This is a genomic window from Mycolicibacter minnesotensis (assembly GCF_010731755.1).
GTDB lineage: Bacteria > Actinomycetota > Actinomycetes > Mycobacteriales > Mycobacteriaceae > Mycobacterium > Mycobacterium minnesotense.
Genome location: NZ_AP022589.1, coordinates 1,035,344 through 1,051,851 on the forward strand (window position 1 = coordinate 1,035,344; position 16,508 = coordinate 1,051,851).

The following is a 16,508-nucleotide window of genomic DNA, read 5'->3' on the forward strand; positions in this document are numbered from 1 at the left end:
GAGGCGCGTCAGCAGTCTACGAGAGTAACAGCTACGCACCGCGGGCCGGGCCGCCGTCGGTGGCACTCCCAGCCCGCGATCAGCCTGGCGGCGTACAGTCGCCGACAGCTCGTTAAATGCACTAACTAACTGCTCGGGCGTTTGTTTGCCCGGACGACATGAGACAGCGAAGCGACAGAGAGAATGGAGTACGCAGCATGGCACGTACTGACAACGACAGCTGGGACCTGGCCTCTAGCGTGGGCATCACTGCCACCGGCGTCGCCGTGGGCCGTGCGATCGCCAGCCGGGCCGAGCGCCCCCTGATCAACGACCCGTTCGCCGAGCCGTTGGTGCGCGCGGTCGGCCTGGACCTGTTCAGCAGGTTGGCCAGCGGCGAACTCGCGCCCGAAGACCTCGGCGACGAGGGACCGATGAACATGGCCCGGATGGCCGACAACATGGCGGTGCGCACCCGGTTCTTCGACGATTTCTTCACCGAATCCACCGCCGCCGGGATTCACCAGGTGGTCATCCTGGCCTCGGGACTGGACTCGCGGGCCTACCGGCTCAACTGGCCGGCCGGCACCGTCGTCTATGAGGTGGACCAGCCCGAGGTGATCGCATTCAAGACGAGAGTGCTGGCGCAGCAGGGGGCGGAGCCGACCGCAGACCGGCGAACCGTGGCTGTCGACCTGCGTCAGGATTGGCCGGCAGCGCTGCGGGCAGCGGGCTTCCACGCGGCACAGCCGACCGCCTGGAGCGCCGAGGGACTGCTCGCCTACCTGCCCCCGGATGCGCAGGACCGCCTCCTGGACACCGTCACCGCATTGAGCGCACCAGGTAGCCGTATGGCCACCGAGAGCACCCCTGGCCTGGACACCGACAGCCAAGCGCAGGCGCGCCTGCGCATGCAGGAGTCCGCCGAGCGGATGCGACGGCACGGGGTCGACATCGACATGGCCGAACTGCTCTATTTCGGGGATCGCAATGAAGCCGGCAGGTATCTGGCCGGACACAACTGGCGGGTGGACAGCCACGACGTCGTCGAACTTTTCGCCGAGTACGGCGTGCCGCCACTTGCGGACGACGCCGACTCCGTGTTCGGCAGACTGGCCTACATCAGCGCGGTCCGGGGGTGACGGAGATGGAGAACACCGGCACACGATTCTCCGGCGACACCTGGGACCTGGCCTCCAGTGTGGGCACCACCGCCACCATGGTGGCCGCGGCGCGCGCGATGGCCACCGACGAAGCCCAGCCGATCATCTCCGATCCCTTCGCGGCACCGCTGGTACGGGCGGTCGGCATCGACTTCTTCACCAAGCTGATCGACGGCACGCTGGAGCCGGCGGTGGCCGCCGAGGCCGAGACCGCCGCCGGGCCGATGACCGCGGTCATGGCGGTCCGCACCCGGTTCTTCGACGACTTCTTCCTGCAGGCAGCGGCGGCGGGCATCCGGCAGGCCGTCATCCTGGCCGCCGGCCTGGACTCGCGGGCCTACCGGCTGGGCTGGGCCCAGGGCAGCACGGTTTACGAGATCGACCAGCCGGAGGTGATCGAGTTCAAGACTCGAACGCTGGCCGATCTGGGGGCCCAGCCGACCGCTCGTCGCCGCACCGTGGCCGTCGATCTCCGCGATGACTGGCCGGCGGCCCTGCGCGACAGCGGTTTTGACCAGACACAGCCCACCGCATGGAGCGCGGAAGGCCTCCTCATCTATCTTCCGCCGGAGGCGCAGGACCGACTGTTCGACAACATCACCGCACTGAGTGCCCCAGGCAGCCGGCTGGCTACCGAATACCACCCCGACGGTGCCGCCGCTCTCGGCGACGCAAACCAGTCGTTGGGTCAGCGTTTCGCCTCCCAGGGCCTTGATCTCGACATCGCCAACCTGGTGTACGCCGGCGAACGCCACCCCGTCGGGGCGTACCTGAATGAGCGGGGCTGGCAGGTCGGCGAACGCACCCGGGAAGCGGTCTTCGCCGGCTACGGCCGCAGCTTCCCCGACGGCGACATCGTGGCACGCATGCGCAATTCGGTGGCGATCGAGGCGGTTCGCACCTAGCGAGCGCTCAACCCCGAGAAACCGCTGATGGCCGCCGGTCCCGAGGGACCGGCGGCCATCGTCGTCGCGCGGCAGCCCTGGCTATCAGCCGGGAGGAATGACCCCGCCGCCCTTGCCGCCCTCGCCCGGCTGTCCGGGCGGGCCGGCCTGCCCCTCGGGGCTGCCCGCCGCGCCACCGGCGCCCGCACCGCCACCAGGCCCCGCCTTTCCGGGGTCACCCGGCCGGCCGTTGGCACCGTTGGCGCCGTCGCTGCCGGTTTGGCCGTTGGGGTTGTTGGCCGCACCGCCCTTGCCGCCGTAGTTGCCGCCGGCCGCGTTGCCACCGTCGCCGCCGTCGCCACCCTTGCCACCGTTGCCGCCGGCGCCGCCGTTGGGGTTGGTCACACTGCCGGCGCCGCCGCTGGCGCCGTTACCGCCGGCGCCGCCGTCGCCGCCATTGCTGCCGTTCCCGCCGTCACCGCCCTTCCCGCCGCTACCACCGTTACCGGAGTTGCTGCCACCGAGGCCGCCGTCGCCACCCCTACCGCCATAGCCACCATCGGCACCGCTGGAGCCGTTGCCGCCGGTGCCGCCGGTGCCGCCGGTGCCCGCCGCCTGGCCGGGCACGTCGCCCGCGTTCGCGCCGGTGCCGCCGTTGCCGCCGGTGCCGCCCTTACCGGCGATCCCGGTGCCGGAGCCGCCGGTACCACCGTTGCCGCCATTGGGGTTGCCGCCCTGCGTGCCGCCTTCACCGGCTGATCCCGCGCCTCCGGCCTTGCCGGAGTTCGTGGGGGCATTGGCACCCTTGCCGGCGTCTCCGCCGTTGCCACCGTTGCCGTCGGCGCCGGCGTTGCCGCCCTTGCCGCCGTTTCCGCCCCACTGGCCGGTGCTGGTCGCATTGGCACCGTTACCGCCGTTGCCGCCATCGCCGCCAGTGCCGGTCGATCCGGCAGTGCCGTTCGCGGCTTGAGTTCCGCTACCACCGATGCCGCCAGTCCCGACAGTTCCCGCGGTGCCGCGGTCGCCACCGTTGCCACCGTTGCCGCCGTGGCCGCCGTGTGCACCGGATCCGGTGGTGTTCGTCTGGATCCCGTTGCCGCCGTTGCCGCCGTTGCCGGCATTGCCGGCGTTGCCGGCATTGCCGCCCTTACCACCGGCTCCCGCGGTGCCGCTGCCGCTGGCACCGGTGCCGGCTACGCCGCCGTTACCGCCGGTGGCGCCGTTGCCGCCGTCACCACCGCTGCTGGCGTTGCCGCCGGCGGAACCATCCGGGTTCCCGGCGGTACCGTTGCCACCGATGGTGCCGTTGCTGCCGTGGCCGCCGTTACCGCCGTTGCCGCCCGCACCGCCGGCGCCGCCGTTGCCGCCGACACCGGTGTTGGTGCCGCCGAGGCCGCCTGCACCACCGTTGCCGCCCGCGGTGCCGTTGCCTCCATCGGTGCCGTCAACCGCAGGGTTGGTGGAGTTGGTGCCGTTGGCGCCGTTGAATCCGTTGCCACCCGCACCGCCGTTGCCGCCGCGGCCGTCGGGGCCGGCGTTGCCGCCCACACCACCGTTGCCGCCGGTCTGGCTGGAGCTGGTCGCCGCGCCGCCCTTGCCGCCGGCGCCACCATCACCGCCGGTCGCGTTGGCACCCGCGGAGCCGCTGGCCGCCTGAGTGGTTCCATCACCGCTGGTGCCACCCTGCCCACCGGCTCCGGCCGTGCCGCGCACGCCGCCGTCGCCACCGTCGCCGCCGTTTCCGGCTGCCGCACCAGCACCGCCGCCCAAACCGGCACCACCGACGCCGCCGTTGCCCGCGTTGCCGGCGTTGCCGCCCGCGCCACCGATACCGCCGTCGCCGGCCTGTCCGGCGTTGCCGTTGGTGGCAGTGCCGCCGACACCGCCATTACCGCCACCGCCGCCGGTGCCGCCGACGCCGCCGTTACCGGCATCGCCACCGGCCGTGCCGCTACCGCCTGCAACCGTCGCGTCGACTCCGGCGGTGCCGTTGGCACCGCTTCCGCCGACACCACCGACACCACCGGCCCCGCCGACACCACCGTTGCCGGCGTCGCCGGAGGTAGTGCCGCCGGCACCACCGGCGCCACCGCTGCCGCCTTGGCCGCCGTCACCGCCGAGGGTGCCGTTGCCGTTGCCGTCGGTCACGCCCGCGAGGCCGTTGGCGCCCTTACCTCCGGCGCCACCGTCACCACCGATTCCGATGGCTCCGGCGTTGCCGCCGGCACCACCATTGCCACCGTCGGTTCCTGGATCGGTGGCGTCAAAGCCTCGACCGCCATTACCGCCGTTGCCACCCGCGGTGGCCTCGGCACCGGCTGCGCCGTCGCTTCCGGACGCACCGCCACTGCCACCGGTTCCAGCCCCGGCACCGGTGCCGCCCAGGCCGACCTCGCCACGATTACCGCCGTCACCACCCTTACCGCCGTCGGGGTTGAGGGCGTCACCCGCGGCGCCGGTTCCACCGTTGCCGGCATTGCCGGCGTTGCCGCCGTCACCGGCGTTGCCGCCGTCACCGTTGGTGCCGCCGTTGCCGTTGGCCGCGGTACCGGCATTTCCGCCCACGCCACCGTTGCCGCCCGCGCCGCCGCTACCGCCGTCGCCGGCGTTGCCGCCCGCGCCGTCGTCCACGCCGGCCACCCCGGTGGCACCGTCTTGGCCCGTACCGCCGATTCCACCTGTCGCGCCGTTGCCGCCGTTGCCACCGTTGCCGGCGTCACCGGCCTGCGCGCCACCGTTGCCGCCGGCGCCGCCGGCGCCGCCGGCGCCGCCCGCACCACCTGTTCCCCCGGATGCACCGGGCACGTCGCCGTCGGCGCCCACCAGACCCAGCGCGCCACTGCCGCCGGCCGCGCCGTCGCCGCCGTTGCCGATCAAGCCACCATTGCCACCGGCACCACCGGCACCGCCGTCGGCGCCCGGCACTGCGTCCGGGTCACTCGACGCGTCGTACCCTGCGCCGCCGTTGCCGCCATTGCCGTGGATGCCCGAGACACCCGTGCCGGCGACGCCATCAAGACCATTCACACCGCTGGCCGGGTTGCCCCCGGTGCCATGCACGCCGGCGACACCGGCATTGCCCGCCGTGCCGGGGTTGCCGCCGTCGCCACCGCGGCCACCGTCGGGGTTCTCCGCGTCTCCGGCAGCACCGTTGCCGCCGTTGCCCGGCGTGTTGGCGTTTCCGCCGTTGCCGGCGTCGCCGCCGTTGCCATTGAGCCCGACCACCCCGTTGTAGACCACGCCCGCATTGCCGCCGTTACCACCGGCGCCACCGTCACCGCCGCTGCCGCCGTGGCCGCCGTCCTGGCCGTCCTGGCCGGCGAAGACGGCGTCGGCACCGTGGGCCCCGGCGCCACCGTCACCGCCGTCGGCTCCGTTGCCGCCATTGCCGCCGTTGCCGGAGTTGCCGGCGTCGCGTCCGCCGTCACCACCGTTGCCACCCTGGCCGCCGTAGCCGCCGACCTTGCCGTCCACACCGGCATCGCCCGGGTTGCCCCCGTCTGCACCGGCGGCGCTGTCGCCGCCGTTGCCGCCATTACCGCCGTTGCCGCCATCACCGATCCGGCCCCCGGCACCGCCGTCTCCGGCAGCGCCACCGTTCTGGCCCTGGCCATCGGCGAGGAGGCCACCGTTACCACCGTTACCGCCGTGACCACCGTTGCCACCGCTGATCGCCACCGCGCCGTCCGCGCCGGTGGCGGCGCGGCTGCCGTCACTGTTCAAGCCGCCCAGTCCCGCGACGCCGACGAGGCCGCGGTCGCCGCCGGCTCCGCCGTTGCCGCCGTCACCGGCCGACAGACCCGTCCCGTTGTTGCCACCATTGCCGCCATTGCCGCCGTTACCGGCGTTGCCCGCGTCTCCAGCACTGCCGCCCGCCCCGGCGGCGCCGGAAGCACCCGCCGGGTGGACGCCGAGGAATCCGCCTGCGCCGCCCTTGCCGGCGTTACCGCCGGTGCCGCCGTTGCCGCCATTGCCGCCATTGCCGGCGTCCATGCCGTCCTGACCGGCCAGGCCGCTGCTGGCACCCGCGCCGCCGGCGTTGGTGCCGTGCAGGCCGTTCTGCCCGTCGCCGCCGGCACCACCGTTGCCTCCGATACCGCCGTCGCCACCATTGCCCGCGGCGCCGAACAGCAGGCCCGCCCGGCCGCCGACACCACCGTTGCCGCCAAAACCGCCAAAGCCGCCGTTCTCACCGCTGGCCCCGAAGGTGGCGCCGTCGGCACCGTCGCCGCCGAAGCCACCCGCACCACCGGCACCACCGGCCGCGCCATTGCCGATGAAGATCGCCGCGCCGCCGGCGCCACCGAAACCACCGGCACCACCGCCGATTCCACCGATGCCACCTGCACCACCCAGGCCGCCGTTGCCCAGCAGCCAGCCGCCGACACCGCCGTCGCCACCGTTGCCGCCATCGCCACCGGCGAGGCCGTCGAACCCGGCGCCGCCGGCGCCACCATTGCCGATCAGGCCGGCCGCACCGCCGAACCCACCGTCGATGTTGAGGTCGCTACCGGCGAGACCGGCGCCCCCATCACCGAACAGGAACCCACCGTCGCCGAGGTTGCCGAACAGGCCCGAGCTACCCAGCAGTGAGTCGTTGACACCGTCGAAGCCGTCGATGCCGTTTCCGATCAACACGCGGCCGAACAGGTCGACGAACGGCTGATTGACCACGTTGAGCAATGGCTCTGCGTAGCCCATCAGGTCCTGACTGATGGCGTACAACGGCAGGTAGACGTAATTCTGGAAGCCGGAATAGAGCAGCTGGTCCAGCTCAGCGACCCACGGGCCCAGCGGTTGGGTGGGGTCGAAGGCGAAGACGCTGGAGTCAAACGCGGCGCCGGCGAACAGGTCGTCGGTGGATCCGGTGAACCACGTGGACGTGTCGACCGACCACGAGTCGAACATCTCGAGGATCGGCTCCATGATCAGGTCGTCGAAGTCGGCGTTGGCGGACGGGGCGCCCGCGACCGGGCCCACGCCGAACGCCAGAAATGCGCCGACCGCGCTGCCTGCCCCGGCCACCCGGCGGCCGAAGCCACGCGAACGACCACCCAGACGACTCTCACGACTCTGTTCCATGCCGAATGCCTCAATTTCCGAATTCACGCCCAATTAACCGTCCACTCAGCTGATTTGGAGGACGCGTTATAAGTTGGCTCACCCGCGCTGCAAGCTAGCCGACATTGGCAACACCCACGAATTGAAATTTCGGTTCACATATCGCCTCGTGGGGCGATAAACCATGCTTTACCTGGGAAGTCGCTGAAATTGAGAGATGGACCATATGGGATACATCATGCTTTACCGGCACATGTGACCGTTGCCACAAATAGGTAATCTTGCGTACATACCAACCCCACTATTTGCCAATACGAGGCCCCCAGAGATAATCTGCGCGCGCCCTCTTGCGGGATCCCGCAGCGGTGCCGCCCCGGTCCGGGCGACGCCGCCGGGCCGGCTTTCGTCATTCGCCGATGGCAGGTCGGCGGTACCGGTATAACCACACCAATGGTGCTCAGGGTCAAGGTTCCGCAGGACCTGATCGGCGGCGACGTCGATGAGGGATATGGCAGGGTCGCCGACGCGTTTCGCGCGAACTTCACGGCGGGGCGTGAGGTCGGCGCTGCGGTCGCGGTGTACCGCGACGGTGTCAAAGTCGTCGACCTGTGGGGCGGCTACCGTGACGGGCTGGCACGCACCCCATGGGAGCAGGGCACCATGGTCAACGTCTTCTCCAGCACCAAGGGCGTGGCAGCGCTGGCCGTAGCGCTGGCGGTGTCCCGCGGACTCTTCGGCTATGACGACACGGTCGCCACCCACTGGCCGGAATTCGCGCAGGCCGGCAAGGGCGACGTGACGATCCGCCAACTGCTGGGCCACCAGGCCGGCCTCAGCGCACTGAAGCCCGCGCCCACCCTGGCCGACGTCGCGGACCCGGACCGACTTGCACCCATGCTCGCCGCTCAGAAGCCACTCTGGGCGCCGGGCACCCGGCACGGCTATCACGCGGTCACGTTGGGCTGGTACGAATCCGAACTCATCCGGCGCACCGACCCGGCAGGCCGCACGTTGGGCCGCTTCTTCGCCCAAGAGATCGCCGCTCCGCTGGGCCTGGATCTGCATATCGGACTGCCGAAGTCGGTATCGCGCGACCAGGTGGCGCTGCTGCACCAGTGGAAGCGCGCCGAAGCGCTGCTGCACCTCACCGTGATGCCGCCGGCGCTGGTGGCAGCTTCCTTCAATCCGTTTGGCCTGCTGGGGCGGGCGAGCTCGCTGCCCAGCGATATCAGTCCCTGGGACGGCGACTACAACCGCGACGATGTGCGTGCAGTCGAGATTCCGTCGGCCAACGGAATCGGTTCCGCCTCGGCGATCGCACGCCTCTACGGGGCCGCGGCTACCGCGGATCCGGTGTTGCCGCTGAGTCCAGACGTGCACCGTGAACTCGCGGCAACCCCGGCGGCACCTTCCTGCGGCGAACGCGACAAGGTCCTGGGCGTCGAGCTGGTCTTCTCGCTGGGGCTGTCCAAACCGGCCTTCACCGCCGGCTTCGGCTCGTCGGATAAGGCATACGGCACGCCGGGCTTCGGCGGCTCGTTCGGGTTCGCCGATCCTGACACCGGCGTCGGCTATTCCTATGTGATGAACCGCTTGGGCTTTCATCTCCACAGCGATCCGCGCGAACTCGCGCTACGCCAGGCGTTGTTCCGCGACGTGCTGGCTGCCCGGCCGCAGGCTTAACACGCCGCTATCGCCGCGACGGGCCCTACATGTACTGGGGGCAGTAGTGCGCTGTCGAGATCGCCGCGAACTGCGCGGCCGTGTGAATGGTGAAGCCGGGATTGGTGGTCTGAACCGCCACGACCGTGTCCATGGGCGACAGGCCCGCGTCCATCAGCTGACACACCGCGTGGCCCGCGGACACGGTGGCCTGATCACTGCCGCTGTGACTCAATCCGGCACCGGTCAGGGTGGTCAGGAACTGCCCATCGACACCCGCGGGCGCGGCCTGGGCGGGCGCGGCCAGGCCGACCATGGCGCACAGACCAGCCAGCAGCAGTAACCGTTTCATGCCACCCAGCATGGGCTCCGCCCGTTAAAGACGTGTTACCAAACGCTTTCAGCCGCAAAGAGAATTGTTGACTCGGCGTAACGCGCTCTACCAGCGCGACGCCCCCATCCACAACACCTGCGCACCGTTGACCGAACGCTCGACCTGCTCGACGAGCCCGACCACAGACCGGATCACCAGGTTTCCGACCGCGTCGGACAGCGCCGCCGCCGGCTGTGACGACGCGCGCGGACGAACGAAGTCCCACATCGACGAACCGGGGTAGGACACGATCCGCGCCCGGGCGTCGGAGTCGAGCCCGGCCAACTCCTTGGCACGCCGCACCGCAGTGCGCAGCCCGCCCAACTCGTCGACCAACCCGCGTTCGGCCGCGTCCGCGCCGGTCCAGACCCGCCCTCGAGCCACCGCGTCCACCGCCTCGACCGACAGCTTGCGGCCCTGCGCCACCCGCGCCACAAAGTCGTCATAGAAGAGGTCGGCCTCGGTCTCGACCTGCCCCTGCTGTTCAGGGGTGAACGGTGCGTCGGAGGACCAGGCGTCGGCATTGGCACCGGTCCGTACCGAATCGGAGCCCACGCCGAGGCGTTCTTTGAGCCGGCGTGCGACCAACTTGCCGGTCACCACACCGATAGAGCCGGTGATGGTCCCGGGGTTGGCCACGATCGTGTCGGCGCCCGCCGAGATGTAGTACCCACCGGAGGCGGCGACCGCGCCCATCGAGGCCACCACCGGCTTACCGGCGGCGCGGGCCTGCTCGACGGCTCGCCAGATAGTTTCCGAACCGGTGACCGAGCCGCCCGGACTGTCCACCCGCAACACGATCGCGGCGACGTCGTCATCCGCCGCCGCTTCACGCAGCGCCGCGGCAATCGTGTCCCCACCGACGCTGCGGTTACCCAGTGGCGAGAGCTGTGGCCCACCCGAGCCGCTGACGATCGCACCGGCCACCGTCACCACCGCGATCGCCGGCTTCGGCTTACGTCCGGGCAGCCCCTGACGCGCTCCCTCGGCGGTGGCATGGGCATAACGGGACAGATACAGGCGCGGCGGTGCGTCTTCGCCGTCAGCCCCGGCCCGCAGGTCAGCCCCGGCCAACTCGGCGATTCGGTTGTAGGCCTCGTCACGGAATCCGATGCGATCGATCAGGCCGGACTGCACGGCGTCGTCGCGCAACAGCGGCGCCCGGTCGGCCACAGCGTCGACGACGTCGGCCTCGAGGTGTCGCGATTCGGCGACGGCCGCGCGCACCTGAGCATGCAGGCTCTCCACCAGCGCGGTGTCGGCCTCGCGGTGCGCCTCGGTGTAGGAGTCCTGGGTGAACATATTGGCCGCCGACTTGTACTCGCCGCGAGCGACGAACTGCGCCTCAATGCCGGCCTTGTCCAGGGCATTGCGCAGGAAGGTCGCATTAGTGGCGAAGCCGATCAGCCCGACGGTGCCCGACGGCTGCATCCACACCTCACCGAACGCCGACGCCAGGTAGTAGGACAGCGTGCCAGGGTAAGTCTCGGCCCACGCCAGCGACGGCTTGGCGGCGGCGAACTCGGCGACCGCGGCCCGCAACTCCTGCACCGGCCCGGCGGCCGCCGCGGAGAGCTGCACCCGGGCGATCAAGCCCGCTACTCGGGGATCATGCGTCGCGCGGTGAAGGGCGGCCACCACGTCGCGCAGCATCGCCGGCCGGCCACCGGAGCGGATCAGCGCCAGCGGGTCAAATGATCCCGTCTCGTGCGGAAGCTCCTGCAGGTCGAGTTCCAGGATGACGCCCTGGGGCACGCCATGGTGCCGGGCTGTATCGATGCGACGGACCACGCCGCGCAAGTCGTCCATCCCGGGAACGCCGGGCAACAGAGAGAACATGTGGCGAGCCTACCGGCGCCACGGGAGATGCCCACCAGACGCAGAATCGCACCCCACCAGGCGGTGGAGTGCGATTCTGTGGCGTCGCGCGGGGTCGGACCCTACAGCTCGGTGGCGGAGCCTCCGGCTGCGGTGATCTTGTCCTTGGCGCTACCGCTGAACTTGTGGGCCGTGACGTCCACCTTGACAGCAAGCTTGCCGTCGCCGAGCACCTTGACCAGCGTGTTCTTCCGGACGGCACCCTTGGCGACCAGCTCGTCGAGACCGACGGTGCCCCCCTCGGGGAACAGCCGGCCCAAGTCGCCGACGTTCACGACGTCGTACTCGGTGCGGAACCGGTTGCGGAAGCCCTTGAGCTTGGGCAGCCGCATGTGGATCGGCATCTGCCCACCCTCGAACCGGACCGGCACGTTCTTGCGGGCCTTGGTGCCCTTGGTGCCACGTCCCGCGGTCTTACCCTTGGAACCCTCACCACGCCCGACGCGGGTCTTCTTAGTGTTCGACCCGGGCGCTGGGCGCAGGTCGTGCAGCTTGATCGTCATTCTGCTTCCTCCACTACCACGAGGTGGTGAACAACCCGGATCAGCCCACGGGTCTGCGGGTTGTCCTCACGCACCACCGACTGGCGGATCTTGCGCAGGCCCAGGGTGCGCAGGCTCTCGCGCTGCTTCCAACGGGCACCGATGGTGCCGCGGACCTGGGTGATCTTCAGGTTTGCCATGGTTATGCAGAACCTTCCCGCTCGGCACGTGCAGCGCTGAGCGCGAGTGCCTCGCTCTCCCGGCGCGCCTTGAGCATCGCGGCCGGAGCCACATCTTCGATGGGCAGGCCACGACGGGCCGCCACCTCTTCGGGACGCTGGATCATCTTCAGCGCGGCCACGGTGGCGTGCACCACGTTGATCGCGTTGTCGCTGCCCAGCGACTTGGACAGGATGTCGTGAACCCCGGCGCATTCCAGCACGGCGCGCACGGCGCCACCGGCGATCACACCGGTACCCGGGCTGGCCGGGCGCAGGAACACCACACCGGCGGCGGCTTCGCCCTGCACCGGGTGGACGATGGTGCCACCGATCAGCGGAACCCGGAAGAAGCCCTTGCGGGCCTCCTCGACACCCTTGGCGATCGCGGCGGGGACTTCCTTGGCCTTGCCGTAACCGACACCCACCAATCCGTTGCCGTCGCCGACGATCACCAGTGCGGTGAAGCTGAACCGGCGACCACCCTTGACCACCTTGGACACCCGGTTGATCGCGACCACGCGCTCCAGGTAGTTGCTCTTGTCGCCGTCGCGGTTGTCGCGGCCACCACGGCCACCGTCGCGGCCGCCACGGCCACCCCGGTTGTCACGGTTGTCGCGCCCGTCATTGCGGTGGGCACTGCCCGTGTCGGGACCTGCCGAGGAGGCCCCTGTCGGCTGCTCCGCCATCATGCGGTCCTTCCAGTCATCTTCACGTCAGTCATCAGAAGTTCAATCCGCCCTCGCGCGCCGCGTCGGCCAGCGCCGCGATACGGCCGCCGTAGGTGTAGCCACCGCGGTCGAACACGACGTCCTGCACGCCGGCTGCCTTGGCACGCTCGGCGATCAGCTGTCCGACCCGCACGCTGTGGGCCTTCTTGTCGCCGTCCACTGCCCGCACGTCGGCCTCGATCGACGATGCGGCCGCCACGGTGTGGCCGGCGAGGTCGTCCACCAGCTGCACGTGGATGTGCCGCGAGGAGCGGTGCACGACCAAGCGAGGACGCTCGGCGGTGCCGGCGACCTTCTTGCGCAACCGGGCGTGCCGGCGGATGCGGTGAGTGCGCCGAACCTCGGAGATGTTCTGCCCGACGGGCTTGCGGACCGTGGGGGTCGCCTGTGATTGCGCCATGACTACTTACCTGTCTTTCCGACCTTGCGGCGTACCTGCTCACCCTCATAGCGCACGCCCTTGCCCTTGTAGGGGTCGGGGCGGCGCAGGCGGCGGATGTTCGCCGAGATCTGGCCGACCTTCTGCTTGTCGATGCCCGAGACCGAGAACTTGGTGGGCGTCTCCACCGCGAAGGTGATGCCTTCCGGAGCCTTGATCAGGACCGGGTGGCTGTAGCCCAGCGCGAACTCCAGGTCGCTGCCCTTGAGCGCGACGCGGTAGCCGACGCCGAAGATCTCCATCTTGCGGACGTAGCCCTCCGACACACCGGTGACCAGGTTGGCCAGCAGGGTGCGGCTCAGGCCGTGCAATGACCGGTTGTGCCGGTCGTCGTCGGGCCGTGTCACCACGAGGGCGCCGTCATCGTTGCGGGCAACGTTGATCGGCTCCGCCACGGAGAGCTCCAAGGTGCCCTTGGGTCCCTTGACCGATACGTTCTGACCATCAATGGTCACGTCGACCCCGGTGGGAACCGGGACCGGCTGCTTACCAATACGCGACATGTCTGCTACTCCCTCACCACACGTACGCGAGGACTTCGCCGCCCACGCCCTGCCTGGCCGCCTGACGGTCGGTGAGCAGACCCGAGGACGTGGAGATGATCGCCACGCCCAGGCCGCCGAGCACCCGTGGCAGGTTGGTCGACTTTGCGTAGACCCGCAGGCCTGGCTTGGACACCCGGCGCAGACCGGCGAGACTGCGCTCCCGGTTCGGGCCGTACTTGAGGTTGACCACCAGCGCCTTGCCCACCCGGGCGTCTTCGACGTGGTAGTCGGTGATGTAACCCTCGCGCTTGAGGATCTCGGCGATGTTCGCCTTGATCTTCGAGTGCGGCAGGGTCACCTCGTCGTGGAACGCCGAGTTGGCGTTACGCAGACGGGTCAGGAAGTCCGCGATGGGATCCGTCATAGTCATTTAGGCTGCTCCTCCACCCTCACCAGCTGCTTTTCTGCACACCGGGCAGCTCGCCGGCGTGCGCCATTTCGCGCAGGCAAATTCGGCACAGGCCGAATTTGCGAAGCACCGCGCGCGGGCGGCCGCACTTGTTGCAGCGGGTGTAGGCGCGCACCGCGAACTTGGGCTTGCGGGCCGCCTTGATAACCAAAGCCTTCTTAGCCATGTGGTCAGTTCTCCTTGAACGGAAAGCCGAGAGCCCGCAGTAGCGCTCGACCTTCGTCGTCGTTGGTCGCCGAGGTGACGACGGTGATGTTCATCCCCCGCGGGCGGTCGATGGAGTCCACGTCGATCTCGTGGAACATCGACTGCTCGGCCAGCCCGAAGGTGTAGTTGCCGGAACCGTCGAACTGCTTGGGCGACAATCCACGGAAGTCGCGGATACGCGGCAGTGCGATCGAGGTGAGCCGGTCGAGGAACTCCCACATCCGGTCACCGCGCAGGGTGACCCGGGCGCCGATCGGCATCCCTTCGCGGAGCTTGAACTGCGCGATGGACAGGCGGGCCTTGCGGATCTCCGGCTTCTGGCCGGTGATCGCGGCCAGGTCGGTGACCGCGTTGTTGATCAGCTTGGCGTCCCGGGCGGCTTCACCGACGCCCATGTTCACCACGACCTTCACCACGCCCGGGATCTGCATCACGTTGGCGTAGTTGAACTCTTTGTTCAGCGCGTCCCGGATCTCTTCGCGGTAGCGCAGCTTCAGCCGGGGCTGGATTTTCTCTGCAGTCGTCATCTCTAGATGTCCTTGCCGTTGCGCTTGGAGACGCGAACCTTCTTGCCGGACTCGGCGTCCACCCGGTAGCCGATCCGGGTGGCCTGTCCGTCGGAGTCGACGACCATCACGTTGGAGACGTGGATCGGGGCCTCTTGCGTGACGATGCCACCCGAGGACGCGCCGGCCTGGTTGGCCGAGTTCGCCACGTGCTTCTTGATCCGGTTGACACCCTGGACCAGCACCCGGTTGCGGGTGGGGAATGCCTGCAGGACCTTGCCCTTGGCGCCCTTGTCCTTACCGGCGATGATCAGGACGGTGTCGCCCTTGTGAACCTTCATCTACAACACCTCCGGTGCCAGCGAGACGATCTTCATGAACTTCTTCTCGCGCAGCTCGCGACCAACCGGCCCGAAGATGCGGGTACCGCGCGGGTCGTTGTCGGCCTTGATGATCACGGCCGCGTTCTCGTCGAACTTGATGTAGCTGCCGTCCGCGCGTCGACGCTCCTTGACGGTGCGCACCACGACGGCCTTGACGACGTCGCCCCGCTTGACGTTGCCGCCGGGGATGGCGTCTTTGACGGTTGCGACGATGACATCACCGATGCCGGCGTATCGCCGCGACGAGCCACCGAGCACCCGGATGCACAAGATCTCCTTGGCGCCGGTGTTGTCGGCGACCTTCAACCGCGATTCCTGCTGAATCACCAGATCTCCTCAATAATCGGGACATTGCCCGGCACGCCAAGTGGCATGCGGGATTATCCCCGGTCGTGCTTGGTCTTCTTTATTGCCTAAGTGCACTCAGGGCCAACTTGCGCTGGCCGAGGTCTGCTGACGGCAACCCCTAGAGCTTAGGCGACGGATCCCTCAACGCCAAATTGCAGGCCAAGGCGTGCGGAGACGGGCCGCCGAAGCGGTCGGCCGGTCCGCGTTTCGTGACCTCAGTCGTCGCCTTGCCGCACCCAGGCGTAGATGAACAACCCCATCGCCGCCGCGAGCGCGATCAGCACCCACTGGACGATTGCCTGGTCAATCCAGGATCCCGGTGGCGGGGCACCCGGAAGGATGTTGCGCAGCGGAATGATGGCGAACAGGTTTGCGGCATACCAAGTGGCGAATGGCGGCAGAAACTTGCGCCTGCCCATAGCCATCGGGACCGCCACCACCAGCGCCAGGGTCGGCAGGCTGATCAGCACCAGACAGATCCCAAGATCGAAGATCAGGGGCCCCCTGGCGCGCTGGATCTTCACCATCACCGCGGCATCGGCGTCGCCTCGCTGGTTTCGGGTTCTGCTGGCGTCATGGACGCGTGCGACGCTGGCATCCCACCCGTCCAGCGCTCCGGTGACCTCCACTCGCGCCGGGATTCGTTTGCGGGTCTCCCCCGTGCCGACAAACACGTCGGCCGACAGCTCCTCGGTGGTGTAGGAGTCGAACGGCCAGTTCCCGGGCGCGCCGTACGCCTCGATTGTCGTGCTGACCCGCGCCGGCGCATCCCCGGCAGGGAAGTGAAAATCGCCTAGGTCATTCGGGGGGTACAGCCGGACCGCGAGCTCGGTGTTGAGCACATCGAACCGCTTGTCGTACAACGACTCTCCGGGATGGACGAGGATGTCTACCGCGAGCCGATTCGCGACCGGGTTCAGCTCGTGCAGGCGCACCTGCACGATGGTGTCCTCCGGGTTCACCGCGCTCAGGTCGAGCGGCGGCAGCGGACTGTCCGATCTCTGCAGCGTGTGGACGCCGAACAGCGATGACGCGTAGGCAGCCACGATCGCGGCCAGGATGAGCGCGCTCGTCAGATAACGCGGCCGCCGGCGGCGCTTCGCGGCCGCGCCAGCGGTGTCCGATCGAGTCTCTGTGATCATCGGCAGTCAGAGTAGCGAACACCGGCGCCGGCCGCGGCGTGCCTGAGATTCCGCGAAACTCGCTGGCCGGCAAGCGCATCGGAATCCGAGCTTTCTTG

Annotated in this window: 17 protein-coding genes; 3 read left to right on the forward strand and 14 right to left on the reverse strand. The window is 69.3% G+C overall.

Going from position 1 to position 16,508, the window contains the following annotated elements; all coding sequences use genetic code 11:
* The first annotated feature begins 197 nt into the window (after nt 1–197).
* Both G6N09_RS05015 and G6N09_RS05020 read left to right on the forward strand, forming a co-directional pair.
* Entirely contained in the window at nt 198–1,121 is a 924-nt protein-coding gene (locus G6N09_RS05015; RefSeq protein ID WP_083026771.1) for a class I SAM-dependent methyltransferase, read from the forward strand.
* 5 nt (nt 1,122–1,126) lie between these two features.
* Nucleotides 1,127–2,047, forward strand: a complete 921-nt coding sequence (locus G6N09_RS05020; protein WP_083026805.1) for a class I SAM-dependent methyltransferase — start codon at nt 1,127–1,129, stop codon at nt 2,045–2,047.
* A gap of 84 nt (nt 2,048–2,131) precedes the next feature.
* Here G6N09_RS05020 and G6N09_RS20230 read toward each other — a convergent pair whose 3' ends face one another.
* Nucleotides 2,132–7,135, reverse strand: a complete 5,004-nt coding sequence (locus G6N09_RS20230) for a PE family protein (RefSeq protein WP_163752666.1) — start codon at nt 7,133–7,135, stop codon at nt 2,132–2,134.
* Nucleotides 7,136–7,537: 402 nt separating this feature from the next.
* On the opposite strand from G6N09_RS20230, the gene G6N09_RS05030 reads away from it, so the two are divergent.
* Complete coding sequence (locus tag G6N09_RS05030; protein ID WP_083026772.1) at nt 7,538–8,770, forward strand: serine hydrolase domain-containing protein; 1,233 nt, start codon at nt 7,538–7,540, stop codon at nt 8,768–8,770.
* Between the two features lie 25 nt (nt 8,771–8,795).
* Here the strand turns inward: G6N09_RS05030 and G6N09_RS05035 are convergent, their stop codons facing one another.
* The 13 genes from G6N09_RS05035 to G6N09_RS05095 form a co-directional block, all read right to left on the reverse strand.
* Nucleotides 8,796–9,101 (reverse strand): DUF732 domain-containing protein, encoded by a 306-nt coding sequence (locus G6N09_RS05035; protein WP_165756597.1) that lies wholly within the window; start codon nt 9,099–9,101, stop codon nt 8,796–8,798.
* 87 nt (nt 9,102–9,188) lie between these two features.
* Nucleotides 9,189–10,961 carry a signal peptide peptidase SppA gene (sppA, locus tag G6N09_RS05040; protein ID WP_083026774.1) on the reverse strand — a complete coding sequence of 591 codons (1,773 nt, stop codon included), beginning with the start codon at nt 10,959–10,961 and terminating at the stop codon, nt 9,189–9,191.
* A gap of 101 nt (nt 10,962–11,062) precedes the next feature.
* Complete coding sequence (gene rplO, locus G6N09_RS05045; RefSeq protein ID WP_083026775.1) at nt 11,063–11,503, reverse strand: 50S ribosomal protein L15; 441 nt, start codon at nt 11,501–11,503, stop codon at nt 11,063–11,065.
* The gene (rpmD, locus tag G6N09_RS05050) at nt 11,500–11,682 is read right to left on the reverse strand and encodes a 50S ribosomal protein L30 (protein ID WP_046188197.1); all 183 of its coding nucleotides are present in this window, start codon (nt 11,680–11,682) and stop codon (nt 11,500–11,502) included. The genes rplO and rpmD overlap by 4 nt, the downstream gene beginning before the upstream one ends.
* Before the next feature lie 2 nt (nt 11,683–11,684).
* The gene (gene rpsE, locus G6N09_RS05055) at nt 11,685–12,389 is read right to left on the reverse strand and encodes a 30S ribosomal protein S5 (RefSeq protein ID WP_407662684.1); all 705 of its coding nucleotides are present in this window, start codon (nt 12,387–12,389) and stop codon (nt 11,685–11,687) included.
* Between the two features lie 34 nt (nt 12,390–12,423).
* A complete protein-coding gene (gene rplR / locus G6N09_RS05060; protein WP_083026777.1) occupies nt 12,424–12,831 on the reverse strand; it encodes a 50S ribosomal protein L18 in 408 nt (135 codons plus the stop codon).
* A gap of 2 nt (nt 12,832–12,833) precedes the next feature.
* The gene (gene rplF / locus G6N09_RS05065) at nt 12,834–13,373 is read right to left on the reverse strand and encodes a 50S ribosomal protein L6 (RefSeq protein ID WP_083026778.1); all 540 of its coding nucleotides are present in this window, start codon (nt 13,371–13,373) and stop codon (nt 12,834–12,836) included.
* Nucleotides 13,374–13,386: 13 nt separating this feature from the next.
* Nucleotides 13,387–13,785, reverse strand: a complete 399-nt coding sequence (rpsH, locus tag G6N09_RS05070; RefSeq protein WP_083026779.1) for a 30S ribosomal protein S8 — start codon at nt 13,783–13,785, stop codon at nt 13,387–13,389.
* Between the two features lie 19 nt (nt 13,786–13,804).
* Nucleotides 13,805–13,990 carry a type Z 30S ribosomal protein S14 gene (locus tag G6N09_RS05075; protein ID WP_024440399.1) on the reverse strand — a complete coding sequence of 62 codons (186 nt, stop codon included), beginning with the start codon at nt 13,988–13,990 and terminating at the stop codon, nt 13,805–13,807.
* A 4-nt stretch (nt 13,991–13,994) separates the two neighbouring features.
* Nucleotides 13,995–14,558, reverse strand: a complete 564-nt coding sequence (gene rplE / locus G6N09_RS05080; RefSeq protein WP_083026780.1) for a 50S ribosomal protein L5 — start codon at nt 14,556–14,558, stop codon at nt 13,995–13,997.
* 2 nt (nt 14,559–14,560) lie between these two features.
* Entirely contained in the window at nt 14,561–14,878 is a 318-nt protein-coding gene (gene rplX / locus G6N09_RS05085; RefSeq protein ID WP_083026781.1) for a 50S ribosomal protein L24, read from the reverse strand.
* Nucleotides 14,879–15,247: a 50S ribosomal protein L14 gene (rplN, locus tag G6N09_RS05090; protein ID WP_024440402.1), complete on the reverse strand. Its 369-nt coding sequence runs from the start codon at nt 15,245–15,247 to the stop codon at nt 14,879–14,881.
* Between the two features lie 236 nt (nt 15,248–15,483).
* A complete protein-coding gene (locus G6N09_RS05095) occupies nt 15,484–16,410 on the reverse strand; it encodes a DUF4436 domain-containing protein (RefSeq protein WP_083026782.1) in 927 nt (308 codons plus the stop codon).
* Nucleotides 16,411–16,508: the final 98 nt, after the last annotated feature.

Excerpts from the sequence above, each read along its gene's own strand:
- G6N09_RS05015 (WP_083026771.1), top strand. The coding sequence starts at position 198 with ATGGCACGTACTGACAACGACAGCTGGGACCTGGCCTCTAGCGTGGGC.
- G6N09_RS05020 (WP_083026805.1), top strand. The coding sequence starts at position 1,127 with ATGGAGAACACCGGCACACGATTCTCCGGCGACACCTGGGACCTGGCC.
- G6N09_RS05030 (WP_083026772.1), top strand. The coding sequence starts at position 7,538 with ATGGTGCTCAGGGTCAAGGTTCCGCAGGACCTGATCGGCGGCGACGTC.
- G6N09_RS05035 (WP_165756597.1), bottom strand. The coding sequence starts at position 9,101 with ATGAAACGGTTACTGCTGCTGGCTGGTCTGTGCGCCATGGTCGGCCTG.
- sppA (WP_083026774.1), bottom strand. The coding sequence starts at position 10,961 with ATGTTCTCTCTGTTGCCCGGCGTTCCCGGGATGGACGACTTGCGCGGC.
- rplO (WP_083026775.1), bottom strand. The coding sequence starts at position 11,503 with ATGACGATCAAGCTGCACGACCTGCGCCCAGCGCCCGGGTCGAACACT.
- rpmD (WP_046188197.1), bottom strand. The coding sequence starts at position 11,682 with ATGGCAAACCTGAAGATCACCCAGGTCCGCGGCACCATCGGTGCCCGT.
- rpsE (WP_407662684.1), bottom strand. The coding sequence starts at position 12,389 with ATGGCGGAGCAGCCGACAGGGGCCTCCTCGGCAGGTCCCGACACGGGC.
- rplR (WP_083026777.1), bottom strand. The coding sequence starts at position 12,831 with ATGGCGCAATCACAGGCGACCCCCACGGTCCGCAAGCCCGTCGGGCAG.
- rplF (WP_083026778.1), bottom strand. The coding sequence starts at position 13,373 with ATGTCGCGTATTGGTAAGCAGCCGGTCCCGGTTCCCACCGGGGTCGAC.
- rpsH (WP_083026779.1), bottom strand. The coding sequence starts at position 13,785 with ATGACTATGACGGATCCCATCGCGGACTTCCTGACCCGTCTGCGTAAC.
- G6N09_RS05075 (WP_024440399.1), bottom strand. The coding sequence starts at position 13,990 with ATGGCTAAGAAGGCTTTGGTTATCAAGGCGGCCCGCAAGCCCAAGTTC.
- rplE (WP_083026780.1), bottom strand. The coding sequence starts at position 14,558 with ATGACGACTGCAGAGAAAATCCAGCCCCGGCTGAAGCTGCGCTACCGC.
- rplX (WP_083026781.1), bottom strand. The coding sequence starts at position 14,878 with ATGAAGGTTCACAAGGGCGACACCGTCCTGATCATCGCCGGTAAGGAC.
- G6N09_RS05095 (WP_083026782.1), bottom strand. The coding sequence starts at position 16,410 with ATGATCACAGAGACTCGATCGGACACCGCTGGCGCGGCCGCGAAGCGC.